Source organism: Arthrobacter sp. PM3 (assembly GCF_003352915.1).
GTDB lineage: Bacteria > Actinomycetota > Actinomycetes > Actinomycetales > Micrococcaceae > Arthrobacter.
On sequence record NZ_CP022314.1, the window covers coordinates 1,902,046 to 1,920,911 of the forward strand.

The 18,866-nt window shown below is 68.1% G+C and carries 16 protein-coding genes and 1 pseudogene; 5 read left to right on the forward strand and 12 right to left on the reverse strand.

Annotated elements, in window-relative coordinates; all coding sequences use genetic code 11:
- Positions 1-4: 4 nt before the first annotated feature.
- From kdpC to CFN17_RS08875, 6 genes are all read right to left on the reverse strand, one after another.
- Positions 5-631 (reverse strand): K(+)-transporting ATPase subunit C, encoded by a 627-nt coding sequence (gene kdpC / locus CFN17_RS08850; RefSeq protein WP_208751035.1) that lies wholly within the window; start codon positions 629-631, stop codon positions 5-7.
- 10 nt (positions 632-641) lie between these two features.
- Positions 642-2,780 carry a potassium-transporting ATPase subunit KdpB gene (gene kdpB / locus CFN17_RS08855; RefSeq protein ID WP_208751036.1) on the reverse strand — a complete coding sequence of 713 codons (2,139 nt, stop codon included), beginning with the start codon at positions 2,778-2,780 and terminating at the stop codon, positions 642-644.
- Positions 2,777-4,444 carry a potassium-transporting ATPase subunit KdpA gene (gene kdpA / locus CFN17_RS08860; protein ID WP_208751037.1) on the reverse strand — a complete coding sequence of 556 codons (1,668 nt, stop codon included), beginning with the start codon at positions 4,442-4,444 and terminating at the stop codon, positions 2,777-2,779. The genes kdpB and kdpA overlap by 4 nt, the downstream gene beginning before the upstream one ends.
- Before the next feature lie 7 nt (positions 4,445-4,451).
- Positions 4,452-4,550: a potassium-transporting ATPase subunit F gene (locus tag CFN17_RS08865; RefSeq protein ID WP_208751038.1), complete on the reverse strand. Its 99-nt coding sequence runs from the start codon at positions 4,548-4,550 to the stop codon at positions 4,452-4,454.
- Between the two features lie 273 nt (positions 4,551-4,823).
- A complete protein-coding gene (locus tag CFN17_RS08870) occupies positions 4,824-6,800 on the reverse strand; it encodes an amino acid transporter (RefSeq protein WP_208751039.1) in 1,977 nt (658 codons plus the stop codon).
- Between the two features lie 133 nt (positions 6,801-6,933).
- Entirely contained in the window at positions 6,934-7,554 is a 621-nt protein-coding gene (locus CFN17_RS08875; protein WP_208751040.1) for a hypothetical protein, read from the reverse strand.
- Positions 7,555-7,865: 311 nt separating this feature from the next.
- Between CFN17_RS08875 and CFN17_RS08880 the strand changes: the two genes are divergently transcribed.
- Positions 7,866-9,842 carry an amino acid transporter gene (locus CFN17_RS08880; RefSeq protein ID WP_208751041.1) on the forward strand — a complete coding sequence of 659 codons (1,977 nt, stop codon included), beginning with the start codon at positions 7,866-7,868 and terminating at the stop codon, positions 9,840-9,842.
- Between the two features lie 147 nt (positions 9,843-9,989).
- Here CFN17_RS08880 and CFN17_RS08885 read toward each other — a convergent pair whose 3' ends face one another.
- From CFN17_RS08885 to CFN17_RS08910, 6 genes are all read right to left on the reverse strand, one after another.
- Complete coding sequence (locus CFN17_RS08885; protein WP_009357211.1) at positions 9,990-10,193, reverse strand: cold-shock protein; 204 nt, start codon at positions 10,191-10,193, stop codon at positions 9,990-9,992.
- A gap of 173 nt (positions 10,194-10,366) precedes the next feature.
- Positions 10,367-11,314, reverse strand: coding sequence for an alpha/beta fold hydrolase (locus CFN17_RS08890; RefSeq protein ID WP_208751042.1), 948 nt, complete (start codon positions 11,312-11,314; stop codon positions 10,367-10,369).
- A gap of 34 nt (positions 11,315-11,348) precedes the next feature.
- The gene (locus tag CFN17_RS08895; protein ID WP_208751043.1) at positions 11,349-14,084 is read right to left on the reverse strand and encodes a PEP/pyruvate-binding domain-containing protein; all 2,736 of its coding nucleotides are present in this window, start codon (positions 14,082-14,084) and stop codon (positions 11,349-11,351) included.
- 122 nt (positions 14,085-14,206) lie between these two features.
- Positions 14,207-14,524: a hypothetical protein gene (locus CFN17_RS08900; protein ID WP_208751044.1), complete on the reverse strand. Its 318-nt coding sequence runs from the start codon at positions 14,522-14,524 to the stop codon at positions 14,207-14,209.
- 169 nt (positions 14,525-14,693) lie between these two features.
- Positions 14,694-15,749, reverse strand: coding sequence for a zinc-dependent alcohol dehydrogenase family protein (locus CFN17_RS08905; RefSeq protein ID WP_208751045.1), 1,056 nt, complete (start codon positions 15,747-15,749; stop codon positions 14,694-14,696).
- Positions 15,750-15,789: 40 nt separating this feature from the next.
- Positions 15,790-16,368: a TetR/AcrR family transcriptional regulator gene (locus CFN17_RS08910; protein ID WP_208751046.1), complete on the reverse strand. Its 579-nt coding sequence runs from the start codon at positions 16,366-16,368 to the stop codon at positions 15,790-15,792.
- 83 nt (positions 16,369-16,451) lie between these two features.
- On the opposite strand from CFN17_RS08910, the gene CFN17_RS08915 reads away from it, so the two are divergent.
- From CFN17_RS08915 to CFN17_RS08930, 4 genes and pseudogenes are all read left to right on the forward strand, one after another.
- Complete coding sequence (locus tag CFN17_RS08915; protein WP_208751047.1) at positions 16,452-16,853, forward strand: MFS transporter; 402 nt, start codon at positions 16,452-16,454, stop codon at positions 16,851-16,853.
- Positions 16,850-17,662, forward strand: a complete 813-nt coding sequence (locus CFN17_RS08920) for a hypothetical protein (protein ID WP_208751048.1) — start codon at positions 16,850-16,852, stop codon at positions 17,660-17,662. The genes CFN17_RS08915 and CFN17_RS08920 overlap by 4 nt, the downstream gene beginning before the upstream one ends.
- 11 nt (positions 17,663-17,673) lie before the next feature.
- Complete coding sequence (locus tag CFN17_RS08925; protein WP_208751049.1) at positions 17,674-18,534, forward strand: 3-hydroxyacyl-CoA dehydrogenase family protein; 861 nt, start codon at positions 17,674-17,676, stop codon at positions 18,532-18,534.
- 82 nt (positions 18,535-18,616) lie between these two features.
- Positions 18,617-18,866: pseudogene (locus tag CFN17_RS08930) on the forward strand (IS30 family transposase); the annotation flags it as partial.

Consider the following 18,866-nt stretch of genomic DNA (forward strand, 5'->3'; position numbering starts at 1 on the left):
TCTTTCACTTGGACGGCGGCGCCAGCGACGCTTTGGCGGCGGCCACATCGAGGTTCAGGGCCGTCACGTTGACAGCTGGCTGGCCGAGGAAGGCCGCGAGGCCGCTGCTGGTGTGCCGGTCCACCAGCGCCGCGACAGTTCCGGTGCTGAGGCCCTGTGCTGCGGCTACCCGCGGAACTTGAAGCCGGGCGTACGCCGGGGAGATGTCCGGATCCAGTCCCGATCCGCTGGCGGTCACGGCGTCGGCGGGGACCTGGGCCTCGCTGACCCGTTCAGCGGCGGCGACGGCGGCCCGGTTGGCGGTGACGGCGTCGAGCAGTTTCGGGTCGTTGGGGCCGAGGTTGCTGGCCGAGGACGATGCCGGGTCCCATTTCACGGCCGAGGGCCGGGCGTGGAACCACCGCGGATCCTGGGTTCCTGCGTCGTTGGCGGCGACCTGAACGATCAGGGCCGAGGCCGCGGGGTTGCCGGCCGGGTCTTTGATGATGGAGCCGTTGGCCTGGTAGGGGGCGATGAGCTGTCCGGCGCCGAAGACAGCCAGGGGGTAGGCCACGCCGAGGACGAGCGTGGCGAAGAGCAGGAACCGGGCGGCGGTGCCTGCTTGGCGGAGGTAGCCGGTGAGTGTGTTCATGGGGGTGTTCCTAGCCGATCCCGGGGATGAGGGCGATCATGAGGTCGATGATTTTGATGCCGATGAACGGGGCGATGAGCCCGCCGAGCCCGTAGATCAGCAGGTTCCGGCCGAGCGCCTGGTTGGCGGAGACGGCGCGGTATTTGACGCCGCGGAGCGCGAGCGGCACCAAGGCGATGATGATCAGGGCGTTGAAGATCACCGCCGAGAGGATGGCCGAGGACGGCGTCGCGAGTCCCATGATGTTCAGGAGCCCGAGCCCGGGGAATGCAGCGGTGAAGAGGGCCGGGACGATCGCGAAGTACTTGGCGACGTCGTTGGCGACCGAGAAGGTGGTCAGTGCACCCCGGGTGATGAGCAACTGTTTGCCGATGCCGACGATGTTGATGAGCTTGGTGGGATCGGAATCGAGATCCACCATGTTGGCAGCGTCCTTGGCGGCCGGGGTTCCCGAGTTCATGGCGACGCCGACGTCCGCCGCGGCCAGGGCCGGGGCGTCGTTGGTGCCGTCGCCGGTCATGGCCACCAGCCGGCCGGCGGCCTGCTCCTTCTTGATGACCGCGAGCTTGTCCTCCGGGGTTGCTTCGGCGAGGAAGTCATCAACGCCGGCCTCGGCGGCGATCGCCTTGGCGGTGATGGGGTTGTCGCCGGTGATCATCACGGTCCGGATGCCCATTTGCCTCAGTTCGGCGAAGCGGGCGTGCATGCCGGGCTTGACGACATCGGCAAGGTGGATGGCGCCCAGGATGTCTGCCTGGCCGTCCTTGCCCACCTGGGCGACCAGCAGGGGCGTGCCGCCCAGGGCGGAGATTTCCTGGACCCGGTGGTCGACCTCCGCCGGGCAATGCCCGCCGTGCTCGGTCACGAAAGCCGTCACCGTGGAGGCGGCGCCTTTGCGGATCTGCAGCCCGTCAAGGTCGAGCCCGCTCATCCGCGTCGTGGCACTGAAGGGGACCACGGCAAAATCGCTGGAGCTGCGCTCAAGGGTGGCCAGATCTGTCCCGGTCACGCCCTTGTCAGCGGCGAGGTCCACGATGGAGCGCCCCTCAGGGGTTTCGTCGGCCAGGCTGCAGACGCGTGCCGCTTCGATGAGCCGGGTCCTGTCCACGTGGTTGGCGGGGAAGAAATTGACCGCGCGGCGGTTGCCGTAGGTGATGGTCCCGGTCTTGTCCAACAGGAGCGTGGTGATGTCGCCGGCGGTCTCCACGGCCCGGCCGGAGGTGGCCAGCACGTTGTGCTGGACCAGGCGGTCCATGCCGGCGATGCCGATGGCCGGGACGAGCGCCCCGATGGTGGTGGGGATCAGGCAGACCAGCAGGGCCACCAACACGATCGGGGACGGGCTGGCGCCGGCCAGGGCAGCAAACGGGGCCAGGGACATGGTGACGGCCAGGAACACGATGGTCAGGGACACCAGCAGCACGTGCAGGGCGATTTCGTTGGGGGTCTTCTGCCGCACGGCACCCTCGACGAGTTTGATCATCCGGTCGATGAAGGTCTGTCCCGGCTCGGCGGTGATGCGGATGACGATCCGGTCCGAGAGGACCCTCGTGCCGCCCGTGACCGAGGAACGGTCGCCGCCGGATTCGCGGATCACCGGGGCCGATTCGCCGGTGATGGTCGATTCGTCGACGCTGGCCAGGCCTTCGATGATTTCGCCGTCCGAGGGGATGACGTCGCCGGCCTCGCAGATCACGACGTCGCCCCGCCGCAGATCCGTGCCGGGAATGTCTTTGGTGCTGCCGTCGGGCTGCCGGAGCCGGGCCTGGACGCCTTTGCGGCTGGCGCGGAGGCTGTCGGCCTGGGCTTTGCCGCGGCCTTCGGCGATGGACTCGGACAGGGTGCCGAAGAGGACGGTGAGCCACAGCCAGGCCGTGACGGCGATGCCGAACACCGAAGGTCGGTATAGCGAGATCGCGGTGCACAGTGCGGCCCCGACCAGCACGGTGAACATGACCGGGGAATGGATCATCTGCCGCGGGGCAAGTTTCCGGACTGCGAGCGGCAGGGCGGCGGCGACGGACGTGATCGTCAGTTTGGCCGGGGCCTTGGTGTGGTGCTTGTGCTCGCCGGGGGTGCCGAGGGGGTTGCCGTCGGCGTAGGTGGCGGCGGCGAAGTCCGGGGCTGATGCCGTGCTAGACCGGGTCATTTCAGGAGTCCTTCTGCGAGGGGGCCCAGGGCAAGGGCCGGGAAGTAGCTCAGGGCGGTCATGATCACCGTCACGCCGAGCAGCAGGCCGCCGAACAGGAGGCCGTGGGTGGGGACCGTGCCGGCCGAGGCGGGAATCTTGCCCTGACGGGCGAGGGAGCCGGCGAGGGCGAGGACCAGAACAATCGGGAGGAATCGGCCCAGCAGCATCGCCAGGCCCATCATGACCGACAGGAACGGGCCCGAAGTGGTGATGCCGCCGAACGCGGAGCCGTTGTTGTTGGCCCCGGAGGTGAAGGCGTAAAGCACTTCGCTGAACTGATGCGGGCCGGTGGCCGGGGCGTTAGCCATGGCGTCCGGCAACAGGACGGTAATGCCGGCCAGGGCCAGGACCAGGGTCGGGGTGACGAGGATGTACATGGCCGCCAGTTTCATTTCCGTCGGACCGATCTTCTTGCCCAAATACTCCGGGGTACGCCCGACCATCAGCCCGGCGATGAAGACGGAGATGATGGACAGGATCAGCAGGCCGTAGAGCCCGGAGCCGGTTCCGCCGGGGGCCACCTCACCGAGCATCATGTTCACCATCGCGACGCCGCCGGCCAGCGGCGGCAGGGAATCGTGGGCGACGTTGACGGCGCCGGTGGAGGTCAGCGTGGTAGACGTGGCGAAGATCGCGCTGGGCACCGGTCCGAAGCGCTGTTCAAAGCCTTCGCCCAGGCCGCCGGCCGCCGCCGTCGCGGTGCCCTGGCCGAAAGCCACGGCCCATCCCATCAGGGAAACCGATGCCAGCCACAGGGTGCCCATCACCGCGGCCACCGTGTAGCCCTGCCTCTGGTCACCCACCATCCGGCCGAAGGCGTACGGCAGGGCCGAGGGGATGAGCAGGAGCAGGAAGACCTCGAAGAAGCTGATGAGGGCGCTGGGGTTCTCGAACGGGTGGGCGGAGTTGGCGTTGAAGTAGCCGCCGCCGTTGGTCCCGAGTTCCTTGATGGCTTCCTGGGACGCGACCGGGCCGCCCGGAATGCTCTGCTGGATCCCGGCGGCCTGATTGACGACGTCGGTGGGCCAGAAGTTCTGTACGATGCCGCCCAGGACCATCACCACCGCCGCGACGAACGCCAGCGGCAGCAGGACCCGGAACGAAGTCCGGGCCAGGTCCACCCAGAAGTTTCCCAGCCGCTGCGTCCTCGTGCGGGCGATGCCGCGGATGAGGGCGACGACGACGACGATACCGACTGCCGCGGAGAGGAAGTTCTGCACCGCCAGCAGGCACATCTGCACGAAGATGCCCACCGTGGCCTCGGGGGCGTATGTCTGCCAGTTCGTGTTGGTCACGAAGGAAATGGCGGTGTTCATGGCGACCCAGGGATCCACGCCGGGCAGCGAACCGCTGCCCGGCAGGACGCCCTGCAGCCGCTGGAGGCCGAACACGGCCAGGATCGAGACGAGCGAGAACGCCAGGACGCTGCGCAAGTAGACGGGCCAGGTCTGCTCGGTGCCGGCGTCGACCCCGGCGAGCCGGTAGAACAGACGCTCGGGCCGGGATGACGTTGTTCCCTCAAAGACCCGGGCCAGATAGATGCCCAAGGGCTTGTGCACGGCTGCCAGCACGATAAGAAGTGCCGCCACCTGGGCAGCGAAGGATGCGGGATCGAAAGTCATAGCCCGATCACCACTTTTCAGGATGGATCAGGACAACCAGCAGGTAGCCGAAGAGGCACAGCCCGGCCAGCAGCAGAACGAGCCACATCACCGCGTCGGCGCTCATTTGCCGCTCTCCGGCCGCTCATCGGCGCTGCCGACCATTCCGGCCAGGGCGTGGCCGGCCCACATAACGAACCCCATGGACACCATGAGGATTCCGAGAACAGCCAGATCGGCCATTTCAGGTTCCTTTCATCCGCGCCCCGTTTGCGGGGCTACTGAAAGTCAACTCCTCGGCAGGGCGGAATATCGGGTTCCTGATGGTTTCCTAACACCCGCGGGCAGGATCTTGACGCCGTCTTAACGTGCCCTCGCGCAACGGTCCGCCGGAGGACTTTCAGCCGACGTGGACCCAGGGCCGCCGGGTGACGTCGGGTTCGGCCTCGCGCAGCACCTCGCGGGTGACGGGGGCGATTTCGCCTTCGCCGAAGGCCAGGAACCGCAGGAGGTTGCTGACCGGGTTGCCCTCCGTCCAGCGGAAGTAGATGTGCGGCATCAGCCCGGTCACGTCGCGGATGTGCAGCAGCACGGAGGCGATCGTATTGGGGACGACGGGTCCGTGGACTTCCAGGATCTGGTACCCGTGCCGGATGACCCCGCGGACCTCGAGTTCGGTCTCGAAGTCGGAGGAGTCGTCCACGACCACTTCCAGGAACAGAGCCCGGTAGTCCACCGGGAGGTGGCTGACCTCGATCGCGGAGGTCAGCTTGTCCCGGTACGCCTCGGCGCTGAGGCGCAGCGGCTCGTGGGCGATGATCGCGATTGGCCCTTCCACCGTGGAGGACACGAATTCCAGTGCCTCCCGATCCATGTGGACATGGGTGGCGTGGAGCTCGAAGGAGCGCCGGATCCGCGAGAGCAGCGAGATCACGATGATCCCCACGATGAAGAACGCCGCGATCCGGATGCCTTCGGGCCGCTCGAAGATGTTGGCCACCGTGGTGTAGATGAACACGACGGCGATGACGCCGAACCCGATGGTTCGTCTGGGCTGTTTCCCGCGCCGGGCGGACAGCGTGACGGCGACCGCGGCGGACGTCATCAGGACCAGGACGCCGGTGGCGTACGCGCCGCCCTGGGCGTCGACGTCGGCGTCAAAAAGCCAGGTGATCAGGAACCCGACCGCCGTGAACACCAGGACCAGCGGCCGCACGGCCCGCGCCCACCCGGGAGCCATGCCGTACCGGGGCAGGTAGCGCGGGACCAGGTTCAGGAGCCCGGCCATCGCGGAGGCCCCGGCGAACCACAAGATGGCAATGGTGCTGATGTCGTAGACCGTCCCGAACCCGGGTCCCAGGTATTCGTGCGCCAGGTAGGCCAGGGCACGCCCGTTCGCCTGGCCGCCCGGCTGGAATTCCTGCTCCGGGATAAGCACCACGGTGGTGAAGCTGGTCGTGATGAGGAAGGCGCTCATAATGATGGCGGCGGTGGTCAGCAGTTGGCGGGCACCAGCAATCCGGCCCACCGGTTTGTCTTCGGTGTCGCCCGGGCGTCCCTTGATCTGTGGCATCACGGCGACGCCGGTCTCGAAGCCGGACAGGCCCAGGGCCAGTTTGGGGAAAACCAGCAGCGCGATGCCCACCACCATCAGCGGGCTCCCGTGCTGGGTGGTGAGGGCCACCCACCAGTTGTCGACCGCCACCGGGTGGACGATGACTTCGAAGATGCTCGTGATCACCACGATCACGTTCAGCCCGAGGTACAGCCCGACCAGGACGACGGCGACGCCGATCGCCTCCTTGAACCCGCGCAGGAACACCGCGCCGAGCAGGGCCAGCAGGAACAGGGTGACCGGCACGTTCTGGCCCTGCAGCCAGCCTGGAACGAGGGGGTTCTGGATGGCGTGCGCGGTCGCGTCGGCGGCGGAGAGCGTCATGGTGATCATGAAGTCCGTCGCCGCGAACCCCAGCAGGACCAGCACCAGGAGCTTGCCGCCCCAGCGCGGCATCAGCCGCTCGAGCATGGCAATTGAGCCTTCACCGCGGTGGCTTTCACCGGCAACCCTTCGGTAGACGGGCAAGGCACCGAACAGGGTCACAATCACCAGCACCACGGTGGCCAACGGCGAAATCACGCCCGCGGCCAGTGCGGCGATCGCCGGCTGATAACCGAGCGTGGAGAAGTAATCGACGCCTGTCAGGCACATGACCTGCCACCAGTGATGCTTCTTCAGATGCGAGTCGCTCACTGCGCCAGGCCCCTGGTGGATGCCCTTGGCGTCCTGCAGGCCGAACAGCAGCCATCGTCTGAAGTTGTCCCCGGCTCCCGGCCGTGCAGCTGAGGGATCCGCAGGCGGCCTGCTCATCGTGGTCATCTTTGCCTCTCCGCGCGATGCCCACCATCGTGTTAATTGCCGACGATAGCACCGGGGCCGGGAGCGGCTCCCGGCCCGGGGGAGATCTTGACGGATCTTTAACACGGTCCAGGCTCCGGCTGGAGGGCCTGTGTCAGTGAGTTGCGGCGGGAACAGGGATTTCGACGTAAAGGATGAATCCGATCGCTGCCGGCATATACCAGTGCCGGCGGCGCCGTGCAGGCCGGTACAGGTGACCGAATGGATCTGTCACGTGGACATGTGCCAACAGGTCCTGGTGGGCGAGCCGGCGGTCGATGTCCGCCATGCCGGACGGGTGCGATGCGCGGCCATCGATGTCAAGGGACCAGGCGCCCCCGGCCGGGGCCGTTCCGCGCTCCAGGGCGAGGGTTTCGAACAGGTCCGAGACCACTTCGTCCCGGGTGACGGGGTAGAAGCGGCGGAGCCGGTACCCTTCCGGGTGCGTGTCTTGCGCGTCCATCCAGGCGTGGCGGAGCCAGTGGAATTCCACCGGGCCGCGGGAGGGCCCGAGGACCAGGTGGCGGTGCGGATCCAAGGCCAGACGATAGGCGCTGCCGCTGCGGTCGATGATGCAGGCAGCTTCTTCGACGTACTCAAAGGCCGTCATCAGAGCCTGTTCCGACTGGTGATACGAAAACTCCCCGCTGTCATCGACGGCGACGAAATCACGGGTGGGACTGGCTCCGGTGGGAAGACCGGACAGGTCCTCCATGCGCCGGGACGTGGTGTTCATGCTGGCTGACTCCTGTTGGGGATCGGGTGACGGCCACGGTGGCTGCAGCGTCCCCATTTCATGACATCACCGGCGGCGCCCCCGGGAGCGGCCCTTAATGCTTTGCATATGCCGGCGGTCCGCAAATTTGCGTCCCCTTAATGCCGGCGGCTCGTCCCGGAGTGCGGCCGGCGCATGGAGCGCCGTGTTAACGAACGGGGTTGAGAGCGTTAAGGAACCATCAGGATTGTTCGCCCGACGGCCGAGGGGCTTGCAGATACTGATACTGTCGCCGACGGAAGCGGCGCGGAGCGTCGTGTGGAAAGGACAAAATGACGACGCTCAGCCGGCCCCCGGCCGACCCCTCTGCGCTGCGTCCCGGCGCCGGAGACAACTTCAGGAACTGGCTGCTGTTCGGCCTCCAGGACACCAAGGGAACCCATCAGGGTCCCGGGGCCGTGAGCGACAGCCACCTGAAGAAGCACACGTGGTGGCAGGTCATGTGCCTGACGGGCGTGGACTACTTCTCAACCCTCGGTTACCAGCCGGCGATCGCCGCACTGGCCGCCGGCGTGATTTCGCCGCTGGCCACCCTGGTCCTGGTGGCCGTGACGTTGCTGGGCGCCCTGCCGGTGTACCGCCGAGTGGCTGGCGAAAGCCCCCGCGGTGAAGGCTCAATTGCCATGCTCGAGCGGCTCCTGCCGCGCTGGGGCGGGAAACTCCTGGTGCTGGTCCTGCTGGGGTTCGCAGCGACGGACTTCATGATCACCATGACGCTGTCCGCTGCCGACGCGACCGCGCACGCCATCGAGAACCCGTTTGCGCCCGCCTGGATGCAGGGCCAGAACGTCCCGGTCACCCTGTTCCTGCTGGCCCTGCTCGCCGCGGTGTTCCTGCGCGGGTTCAAGGAGGCGATCGGCGTCGCCGTCGTCCTCGTCGGGCTTTACCTCGGGCTGAACGTCATCGTCGTCATCACCACGATCTTCCAGGTCATCGTCCACCCGGTGGCGGTCGACAACTGGTGGGTGGCCCTCACCACCCAGCACGGTAATCCGCTGATGGTGGTGGGGATCGCGCTGCTGGTCTTCCCCAAGCTGGCCCTGGGCCTGTCCGGCTTCGAGACCGGCGTCGCCGTGATGCCGCAGATCCGCGGTCACGCCAACGACACCGAGCAGAACCCCGAAGGCCGGATCAAGGGCGCGCGCCGGCTGCTGACGTCGGCGGCCCTCATCATGAGCGCATTCCTGGTCACCACAAGCTTCACCACCGTGGTGCTCATCCCGGAGCAGGAATTCCAGCCCGGCGGCCAGGCGAACGGGCGTGCCCTGGCCTACCTCGCGCACGAATACCTGGGCGCGGGCTTCGGCACCGTCTACGACATCAGCACCATTGCCATCCTGTGGTTCGCCGGGGCGTCCGCGATGGCCGGGCTTCTGAACCTCGTGCCCCGCTACCTGCCCCGCTACGGCATGGCTCCGGAATGGGCGCGGGCCGTGCGGCCGCTGGTCCTGGTGTTCACGCTTGTGGGGTTTGCCATCACGTGGCTGTTCGACGCCGACGTCGACGCCCAGGGCGGCGCGTACGCCACCGGCGTCCTGGTCCTCATGACCTCCGCGGCCGTTGCCGTGACCTTCTCGGCGCGCAGCAAGCGGCAGCGCAAGCGCAGCATCGGATTCGGGATCATCGCCGTCGTGTTCATCTACACCACGGTGGCCAACATCTTCGAGCGGCCCGAAGGCATCCGGATCGCGGCGTTCTTCATCGTGGGGATCATCGTGATCTCGCTGCTCTCGCGGATCCGGCGCTCCTTCGAGCTCCACGCCACCCACGTGCGCATGGACACCCGGGCCCTGGAATTCCTGGCCGCCAACGAAACCGGTCCGATCGCGCTGATCGCCCACGAGCCGCTGCGGTTGAGCGCCGAGGCGTACCGGGACAAGCTGACCTCCGCGATCGAGGTCAGCCACCTCCCGGTGGACTACCGGGCCTTGTTCCTGGAAGTGGTCGTGGACGACTCCTCCGACTTCGAGACCGAACTCGAGGTCCGCGGGGTCATCCGGCACGGGTACCAGATCCTGGAAGTCCACGGACCCGTCGTCCCCAACACGATCGCCTCCGTGCTGCTGCACATCCGCGACGTGACCGGGCTGATGCCGCACATCTACTTCCGCTGGACGGAGGGCAACCCGGTCAGCAACCTCCTGCGGTTCCTGGCCTTCGGCGAAGGCGAAATCGCCCCCGTCACCCGCGAGGTGCTGCGCGAGGCCGAACCCGACGTCACCCGGCGGCCCTGGGTCCACGTCGGCTGACGCTCCCTCACCTGATGGCTCTCTGGCCGGAACGCTTCCGCAGATAATCCATCCCGAGCACGAACGCCCCTCCGGAGGAAACCTTCGGAGGGGCGTTTGTGGTCTTCGGGGAAGCTTCCCGGCCGGAGGCGGGGCTGTCCGGAGTACTTAGAGCGGGCGGATGTTCTCAGCCTGCGGGCCCTTCGGGCCCTGCGTGACGTCGAATTCAACCTTCTGGTTCTCGTCCAGCGAGCGGTAGCCGCTGGTGGCGATTGCCGAGTAGTGGGCGAAAACGTCGGCCGACCCGTCATCCGGGGCAATGAAGCCAAAACCCTTTTCGGCGTTGAACCATTTAACTGTGCCTGTTGCCATGCCTTTATCCTTCTGAAATGCTGATCTCCGGCGGCCAAGAGGCCAACGGCTGCGGAGACATTCGTCCGCTGTCCCCCAACGTACGGGGCGAAAGCCCCCGGTGCAAGAGCCTGAGGGGGCGTTCGCCCCGGACATTTTGCCCGGGTGGCACCTAGTTGGCACTCAGCCGGTGCTCAGCCGGTACCGTCGTAGAGCGCGATCAGGTCCCGGCTGATCTGGTACGGGGACGTTTCGCTCGGGCTGTGGCCTCCCCGGTAGACCGCGATTTTTGCCCCGATTGACTGGGCGAACAGGCGGTGCAGCGCCAGCGGCCACAGATCGTGTTCCCCGACGGCGACGAACTTCGGCAGCGTCGCCGCAGCCAGGGCGGGCCGGAGGTCGGGGGTGCGCTTCATGAGGCCGATGATGTCGACCACCGAGGCCCGGCGGGTGAGCGCGAACCTGCCCTTTACGAACCGCAGCCGCCGGGGCGCCACCCGGGCAACATTGCTGCGGATGCCCCAGATCATCAGCGTGGTGCCGATCCTGCTGTTGACCCAGCCGCTGAACCAGCCGATAAACCGCAGGCCCCGGAAACACTGCCCGGGCTCGGGCGGACAGCTGATCAGGGTCAGGCTCCGGAACTTCTCGGGCCGGCAGCGGAACGCCAGCTGGGCGACGACGGCCGCGAACGAATATCCCACGACGTGCGCCGGACCGTCCCCGGCGTCGAGCATGGCAAGGAGATCGTCCCGAAAGAGCTCGTAGTCATAGTGCTCCCGTGGCGGAACGAGGTTTTCCGGCCCGGCGTCGGCGGACTCATACTGCCCGGCGATGTCGCAGCTGAGCACGTAATAGCCGGCCGCGGCGAGCTCGGGCAGCATGAGGATGAAGTCCTCCTTGGACCCCGTGGCGCCTGGAATGAGCAGGACGCGCGGGTTGCCGGGATCGCCGCTGGCGATGGTCGCCAGGGTGCCGCTGGGCGCCTTGAACTCACCGCGCACCACTCCGTCCGGCAGGGCGGCCCAGTCAAAGTCCGGCAACGCGGCATCCCGGCGGGCGGCATCATCCACCAGTCCCGAACCGAAACCCTCGGGCTCGGGAACCGGGGTTCCCTGCGTGTTGCTGCCGGCAGACACCATGCACTTAACATAGCCCCTCCAACATGGGCCTCCGTCAGCCGGGGCGGCTCCCGGGTCCTGCGGGCGTTGCCGGGGCGTCCGCCAGCCGCACGGTTCCGGCCGATCCGTCCACGGTCACCCTCTGGCCCGACTGCAGGCGTATTGTCGCGTCCGGCACGCCCACCACGGCCGGGATGCCGTATTCGCGGGCCACCACGGCCCCGTGCGAAATGACCCCGCCCATCTCCATCACCAGGGCGCCGGCGGTCATGAACAGCGGCGTCCAGCCGGGGTCAGTGGATGGTGCCACGAGGATTTCCCCGGGTTCCAGGTGGGCGCCCACCGGGTCCAGGATGACCCGGACCGTTCCGGTGGCACTTCCGGCCGACGCCGGTGTCCCGGCAAGGGAGTCCGAGGCGGGGGACTTCGCCATCACCGCCGCCTCCACATCGGTGCCGTCGGACAGCAGGAGCCGGGGGATCCGGCGCCGGCGCAGTTCGACGTCGTAGAGCCGGCGCCGGTCCGCCGCGAGGCCTTTGAGGTCGGCTCCCCGCAGTCCCACCCTGAGCTCGTCGAAGTCCAGGAAGAACACATCGTCCGCCGCCGCGATCACGCCGGACCGGGCCAGCTCCGCACCGACCGTGTTGAGCTGGCGGTGCATCTCCGCGAGGGCGAGGATGATGTAGAACTTCGGCAGTTCGCGCAGCCCGGACAGCTGCCGGGTCCGGCGCAGGCAGAGCTCCACCGCATGGGCCCGGAGCCGGCCCGTGACCCGGGCCCGTTCCACGAGTTCGCGGATCCTTGCCTCGGCGTGTTCCTCCGCGCGGGCGAACTGCCGGTCGGGGGCCTGTTCGGGGTCCTCCACGTGCAGGTAGTTCGAGATCATGCCGAGGATATGGTCCGGTTTCTCCGACCACCGCGGCATGCCGAGGTCGATCTCGGCCACGGCGCGGTGGCCGTAGCGGTCCAGGAACCCGCGCAGGCCGGTCTGCGCCACGGCGGGCAGGGTGCCGGCCGCGTACCGGGCGGCCAGGTTCTCCGGGCCGTGGGCCAGGAACACTTCCCGTGATGCGGAGTTCGCACCGATCGTGACTGCCAGGTGCCAGAGCTCAAGGTCCATGTCGGTGGTGACGTTGTTCGGCAGTCCCCGCAGCACCGCCTCGAGTTCCCGGGGTGCCGCGATGCCGCGCAACAGCCTGCGCGCGGCGGCGAGCATGAGGTAGCCGACGGCCGGGGCGGGCAACGTGGCCACCATCAGCCCGTCCACCACCCGGTTGGGGATGCGTTGGGCGTGATCGAGCCGGGCAAAGGGGCTGGCCGGCTCCGGCAGGACGAGTTCGGCGTCAAGGCACGTCCGGTAGTCGAAGGCACGGCGCAGTTCTGTTGCCGGCCGCACTGCTGCCCGCAACATGGCTGGAACCAGCCGGACTATCAGGGCCAGGGTGTCCGTGCCTTCGGTACTGCGTGCCGGCGTGCTGCCTGGGCCCGGCTTTCGCGCAGCCGGCGTCGACGCGGCGCCGGGGCGCTTCCGCCGCGTCGTCCGTGCCCGCAAGCCGAACCGGGGATCCTCCAGGAGTGTCGGGAAAACGGCGCCTGACCTTCCGTCCGCCAGCGGGAGCATCCGCAACAGATAGCGGCGGCCGTATTTGCTGTGAACGAAGGGCGTCATGTCCACGTACATGCGCAGGCCCGGGTTGACGAACTGCCACAGCCCCTTGCGGTTCCGCATGGAGCCCAGCACCGAGAGTCCCATGGGCGTCAGTGGCCGGGTCAGGCCCTGGAGCAGGGTGCCGCACAGGTACACCCGGGTACCGGCGGCGGGCTGCGATTCCGCGCCCATTGGCGCCGGGGCCGCCGGGTCCGGCAGCGGATACAAGGTGGTGACGGGCCTCGACTGGGTCACCCAGACCGTGCCCGCGGCGTCGATCACCCATTCCACATCCTGCGGCGCTCCGAACAGCCGCTGGATCCTGTCTCCGAGTGCCGTGAGCTCGCGGACCCGGGTCTCGTCGACGCTCGGCGTCCGGCCGGTTCCGCCCGGCGAGCTGAGCAGGATGCGTCCCGTGGCCGTATCCGTGACGAAATGGTCCGGATTCACGCTGCCGGAGACCACTGCCTGGCCCGGCCCCGTGCTCGCGTCGATGACCGTTTCTGTCCGCGTGCCCGTGACGGGGTTCGCGGTGAACAGCACCCCGGCGGAGGCGGCGGCGACGAGGTCCTGGACGACGACGGCGAGTCCGACGTCGCGGTGGCTGATCCCGTTGGTGGAGCGGTAGGCCACGGCCCGTTCTGTCCACAGCGAGGCCCAGCAGCGCCGGACCGCTTCGACCACGGCATCGGCCCCGGAGATATTGAGGAAGGAGTCCTGGAGCCCGGCGAAGCTGGCGAACGGCAGGTCCTCGGCGGTGGCGGAGGACCTGACCGCCACGGCGGCATCGTGGCCGAGCCCGGCATACGCGGCGCGGACGGCGGCATCGACGTCGGCGGGGATCGGGGCGGTCACGATCAGTTCCCTTGCCTGACGCGCCAGTTCGCCCAGATCCGGCGCAGGCTGGCCCGGAGCCGGTCCCGTTGCGCCGTCCAGCCGGGCCGCAAGGTCCGCCAGTTCCACCGGCGCCGCCTTCCGGTAGGCGACGGTGGTGAGGCAGAAGCCGCGCGGGACGGGGAAGCCTGCCTTCGTGAGGATGCCGAGGTTCAGGGCCTTCCCGCCGACGAGCGGCAGGGGAGCGGAACCGAGTTCGCCAAGGTCCACGACGAGATGTTCCGGCGCCCTGCCCTCTGCAGAACCCATTTCGCTGCTCCCACGTCCTGTGCGCGTTTACAAGCCACGGCCGTCCGCCGGCACTGTGTCTCCCGGCACTGTGTCTCAGGCGTTCTCTCCGGTGCGGCCCCTCTGCCGGTGAGGCTGCGGGCCTATTGGCCGGCGTCGGCGCCGCCGGTGTCCTCCCACATCACATCCAGGTTGCGGAAGACCGGCGGACCGTCGCAGAGCGCGGCCATCTTGGCGGCAAACTCCGAGGTCTCGGGCCGGTTCGAGTTCTCCATGGCCGATTCGTAGGAGTCGAATTCAACGATCGTGTAATAGGTGCCGGGCCGGTCGCGGTCGGCGGTGGCCACGATACGGCCGAACGTCGGGGCCGTGGTCCCCTCGGTTCGCGACGGACGGCCGAGCTGTTCGATTTCCTCGATGCGGGATGACTGGAATTCGATGATCTGCACAAACCTGGCCATGACGGCTCCTCGACGGCGGCGGATGCTGATGCGCTTCACGGTAGACCCTCGTCCCGGCGCGTGCAAGGGCGGGAGCAAGCAGCCGCGCCGGGCGCGGCGCCGGGCCCCGCCCCGGCCGTCGCGCCGCCGCCGTCGGACAATCCCTGGGAGTGTCGGTTACTGCGTTCCCCTAGGGAGTCAGGAGCACCTTGATGGCGCGCCGTTCGTCCATGGCACGGTAGGCCTCGGGCGCATCCTCCAGGGGCATCACCGAGTCGAACACGCGGCCCGGATTGATGGTGCCGTCCAGGACGTCGGCCAGCAGCTCCGGGATGTAGGTCCGGGCCGGGGCCATGCCGCCGGCGATCGAAATGTTGGTATCGAACAGGAACCGTAACGGGGCCTCGGCGCCGCCCGTGGGGACGCCGACGAAGCCGAGGGCCCCGCCCGGGCGCACGCTGTGCAGCGCCTGCTCCATGGATTCCTTGGTGCCCACGCACTCCAGCACAGAGTCGGCCAGCACTCCGCCGAGCAGTTCGCGGACCTTCGCGACGCCGTCGTCCCCGCGCTCGGCGACAATGTCCGTGGCACCGAATTCGCGGGCAATCGCCTGGCGGTCGGCGTGGCGCGACATGGCGATGATCCGTTCCGCGCCGAGGCGCTTGGCGGCGAGCACGCCGCAGAGCCCGACGGCGCCGTCCCCGACCACCACCACCGTGCGGCCGGGACCGGCCTTGGCGGCGAGTGCGGCGTGGTGGCCGGTGGCCATGACGTCGGAGAGCGTGAGCAGGCTGGCCCGGAGGGCTTCGTCAGGCTCCGTGACCCCGGGCACCTTGACCAGCGTGGACTCGGCAAGCGGCACACGGACCGCCTGGCCCTGGCCGCCGTCGATCTTCAGGCCGGAGTCATCCTTGCCGCCCCAGCCGGCCAGACGGTCGCAGGCCACCGTGACACCGTTGCGGCACTGCGGGCACTCGCCGCAGCTGACCACGAACGGTGCGATCACGAAGTCGCCCACCGCGAGGTCTTTGACGTCCGCACCGACGCTTTCGACAGTCCCGATGAATTCGTGTCCGATCGCGGAGGGCTTGTGGGTGGGTTTGACCCCGCGGTAGGGCCACAGGTCCGAGCCGCAGACGCAGGCGGCGGTGACTTTCACGACGACGTCGGTGGGCAGCTGGACCGTGGGGTAGTCGCGGTCTTCGACTCGGATGTCGCCGGGACCGTGGATGATGGTGGCGCGCATGGGGGCTCCTCGCATGGTGGTGGGTGGGCTGGGACCGAGTTTAGTCCTCCCGGGCCGCCCGGGTCCCCTCGCCGCCGAGGAGCCGGGCAATCCTGTCCTGCACGCGCAGGGCCGCGGCGGACTCGTGATTGAACAGGACGCGGTAGATCACCGGCGCCACCACGACGTCGATGATCTCCTGTGCCGCCGGCGGGCTTTCGCCGCGAGTGCGGGCAAGGGTGCGGATTTCTTCGACATGGCCCTGCATGGCGGCGAAGTAGTCCCGGGTCACCGCGCCGTCGGCAAGCATGTCCCGCAACACCTGGCGGCCGAGCGCGGAGGAAAACTCCTCCACATACGGCACGAACCAGGCCTCCATGTCCCCCTGGAGCGAGCCGGTGTCCTCGACCTGTTCCGGCAGCACCCGGTTGGAGGCGACGGCGGCGAGGAGCCTTGGCAGGTCTCCCCAGCGCCGGTAGATCGTGGAGGAGTTCACGCCGGCGCGCTCGGCCACCGCCGGCACCGAAAGCGCCGTCCGGTCACCGCCGTTCTCCTGCAGCAGGGAGCGGACGGCCTCATGCACGGCCTGTTGGACGCGGGCGCTGCGGCCGCCGGGCCGTGGTGTTGCTGTAGCCATCATCACACCAGCTTAATGCGAATTTTCTGCTTTAAGTAGTAATCTCTTAATGCACAGATTGTGCTTTTAGTGAGTGGGGAAAAGTAATGCAGTACACCCGCGCAGCGTTCTGGCTGCATGCGGCTCTCCTGACGGTCTTCATCGGGGCGTCGTCAGCCCCGTCGCCGCTGTACGAGTTTTATGCCCGGGAGTGGGGGCTCGGCCCCGCGGCCGTGACGGTCGTGTTCGCCGTCTACGCGGTGGCAGTGCTGGTGACTCTGCTGATTGTGGGATCCCTTGCCGATCATGTGGGCACTCGCCCGGTCCTGCTGGGAGCCGTGGGGCTCCAGGTCGCCGCCATGATGACGTTCGCCTTCGCGCCGGGGCCGGAGGTCCTCATCGCGGCCCGGGCCCTGCAGGGGATCGCGACGGGCGCGGCCATGGGCGCCGCGGGGCAGCGCTGCTTGCTTTCGAAGGCGCGGGCCGGCGCGGCCGCGGGTCTCTGGTGAACAGTGCGGCCTCCCCGGTGGGACTGTCCGTCGGTGCCCTGGGGTCGGCGTCGCTGGTCCGGTTCCTGCCCGAGCCCACCAAGGCCGTGTACTTCGTGGTTGCAGCACTCCTCCTCGGGCTGGGGGCCACCCTCCTGTGGCTGCCCAGTGCCGGCCGCCGGGCGCCTGGTGCCATCCGTTCGCTGGTTCCGGAGGCGAGGATTCCCCGTTCCGCCCGCCGGACCATGGCCGCCACCATGCCGGTCGCTGCGGCCACCTGGGCGCTCGCAGGCTTCTACCTCTCGCTGGGCCCGGTGCTGGCGCACGCCATGACCAGGGACGGCTCGGTCCTGGTGGGAGGCATGGCGCTGGTCGCCCTGTTCGTGCCCGGCGCCCTGGCGATCGTCGTGGTCCGGCGGTGGCGGGACCGGAGCACCCTGCTCACCGGCGTCCTCGCCTTGATTTCGGGGATTCTGCTCACCGTGCTGGCGGTCCAGCTGGGCTCCGCGCCGCTCTACTTCGCCGGCACGGCCGTGGCCGGTGTCGGGTTCGGCAGCGGCTACTTCGGCGCGATGCGCATGACCCTGCCGTTATGCGGCCCGCACGAGCGCATCGGCATGCTCTCCAGCATCTACGTCATCTGCTACCTCGGCTTCAGCGTCCCGGCCGTGGCGGCGGGGCTCCTGGTCCCGGTCGCCGGAATGAAAAACACCACCCTGATCTACGGTTTGGCCCTTGTGCTTGCCGCCGTCCCTGCCCTTGTATTGATCGCCAAGGGTACCGGCGCGAACCGCTTCAACCTGGCCGCTGCATCGTCAGCCGCCTCCTGAAAGGAACTGACATGACCTACACGCTCCCCGCCAACATCGCGGACCGGCCGATCACCATCGTCGGCGGCGGGACCCTGGGGCGGCGGATCGCCCTGATGCTCTCGCTGCAGGGCGCCGAGGTGCGCGTCTTCGACACGAGCCTTGCCGTGGCCCGGTCTGCCGTCGAATACGTGGCAACGCAGCGCCACCGGGCCGTGAATGAGCTCGGAGGCAGCCAGGCCGTCCGGCTCGCCGCGCAGGACAACCTTACGACGGCGCTCCGCGATGCGTGGCTGGTGGTGGAGGCCGTCCCGGAGAAGCTCGGCCTCAAGCAGGCGCTCTTCGCCGACCTTGACCACCTGGCCGCGCCGGACGCCGTGCTGGCCAGCAACTCTTCGTCGTTCGCTGCTTCCGAATTCATCGGGGGAGTGAGTCACCCGGAACGTGTCCTGAACATGCACTTCTACATGCCGCCGGCTGTGCGTTCGGTGGAACTGATGTCCAGCGGCCACACCGACCCGCGGATCATCGACCTGCTCATGGCTGAGCTGCCCAAGTACGCACTGACTCCGCACGTGGTCCGCAAGGAGAGCACCGGCTTCATCTTCAACAGGATCTGGGCGGCGATCAAGCGGGAATCACTGCTGGTCGTTGCCGAGGGAGTGGCCGAGCCGAAGGACGTGGATGCCTTGTTCGCCGACGTCTTCAAATCCGAAATCACGCCGTTCCGGTTCATGGACGAGGTGGGCCTGGACGTGGTCCTGGACATCGAGAACCACTACTGCGAGGTGGCCGGTGTGGAGAACAAGTCGGCCCCCATGCTGCAGGAGTACATCGACAACGGCTGGCTCGGGGTCAAGAGCGGCCGCGGCTTCTACAACGACTACTCCTGACAGCAACGCGGGGTCACCTACGGCCCATGTCGGCCGCGCAAAATCATACGGTCGTTGCAACATTCTGTTTTTGGAGGTTGCTATGCCGAGTGGTTATCCGGCGCCGGATGCGCTGAAGGATGAGTTCTTTTCACTTCTGCGGCAGGGGGTGTCGGTGAAGGAGGCCTCGGCCCGGATTGGGGTGTGGCGCAGTAATACGCAGCGGTGGCTGGGCAAGACTGGCGGCATGCAGATGCGTATGGGTGTTGATGGAGGCGTTGAGGCGGGCCCGGTGCCCGCTGTCCGGCCGGGGTCCAACCGGCTTGATCTGGTGGACCGGGCGGTGATCATGA

Bases quoted from the DNA above. Each gene is read 5' to 3' on its own strand.
- kdpB (WP_208751036.1), bottom strand. From the start codon at position 2,780: ATGACCCGGTCTAGCACGGCATCAGCCCCGGACTTCGCCGCCGCCACC.
- CFN17_RS08880 (WP_208751041.1), top strand. From the start codon at position 7,866: ATGACGACGCTCAGCCGGCCCCCGGCCGACCCCTCTGCGCTGCGTCCC.
- CFN17_RS08875 (WP_208751040.1), bottom strand. From the start codon at position 7,554: ATGAACACCACGTCCCGGCGCATGGAGGACCTGTCCGGTCTTCCCACC.
- CFN17_RS08870 (WP_208751039.1), bottom strand. From the start codon at position 6,800: ATGACCACGATGAGCAGGCCGCCTGCGGATCCCTCAGCTGCACGGCCG.
- CFN17_RS08910 (WP_208751046.1), bottom strand. From the start codon at position 16,368: ATGATGGCTACAGCAACACCACGGCCCGGCGGCCGCAGCGCCCGCGTC.
- CFN17_RS08890 (WP_208751042.1), bottom strand. From the start codon at position 11,314: ATGGTGTCTGCCGGCAGCAACACGCAGGGAACCCCGGTTCCCGAGCCC.
- CFN17_RS08905 (WP_208751045.1), bottom strand. From the start codon at position 15,749: ATGCGCGCCACCATCATCCACGGTCCCGGCGACATCCGAGTCGAAGAC.
- kdpA (WP_208751037.1), bottom strand. From the start codon at position 4,444: ATGACTTTCGATCCCGCATCCTTCGCTGCCCAGGTGGCGGCACTTCTT.
- CFN17_RS08915 (WP_208751047.1), top strand. From the start codon at position 16,452: ATGCAGTACACCCGCGCAGCGTTCTGGCTGCATGCGGCTCTCCTGACG.
- CFN17_RS08925 (WP_208751049.1), top strand. From the start codon at position 17,674: ATGACCTACACGCTCCCCGCCAACATCGCGGACCGGCCGATCACCATC.
- CFN17_RS08865 (WP_208751038.1), bottom strand. From the start codon at position 4,550: ATGAGCGCCGACGCGGTGATGTGGCTCGTTCTGCTGCTGGCCGGGCTG.
- CFN17_RS08895 (WP_208751043.1), bottom strand. From the start codon at position 14,084: ATGGGTTCTGCAGAGGGCAGGGCGCCGGAACATCTCGTCGTGGACCTT.
- kdpC (WP_208751035.1), bottom strand. From the start codon at position 631: ATGAACACACTCACCGGCTACCTCCGCCAAGCAGGCACCGCCGCCCGG.
- CFN17_RS08885 (WP_009357211.1), bottom strand. From the start codon at position 10,193: ATGGCAACAGGCACAGTTAAATGGTTCAACGCCGAAAAGGGTTTTGGC.
- CFN17_RS08900 (WP_208751044.1), bottom strand. From the start codon at position 14,524: ATGGCCAGGTTTGTGCAGATCATCGAATTCCAGTCATCCCGCATCGAG.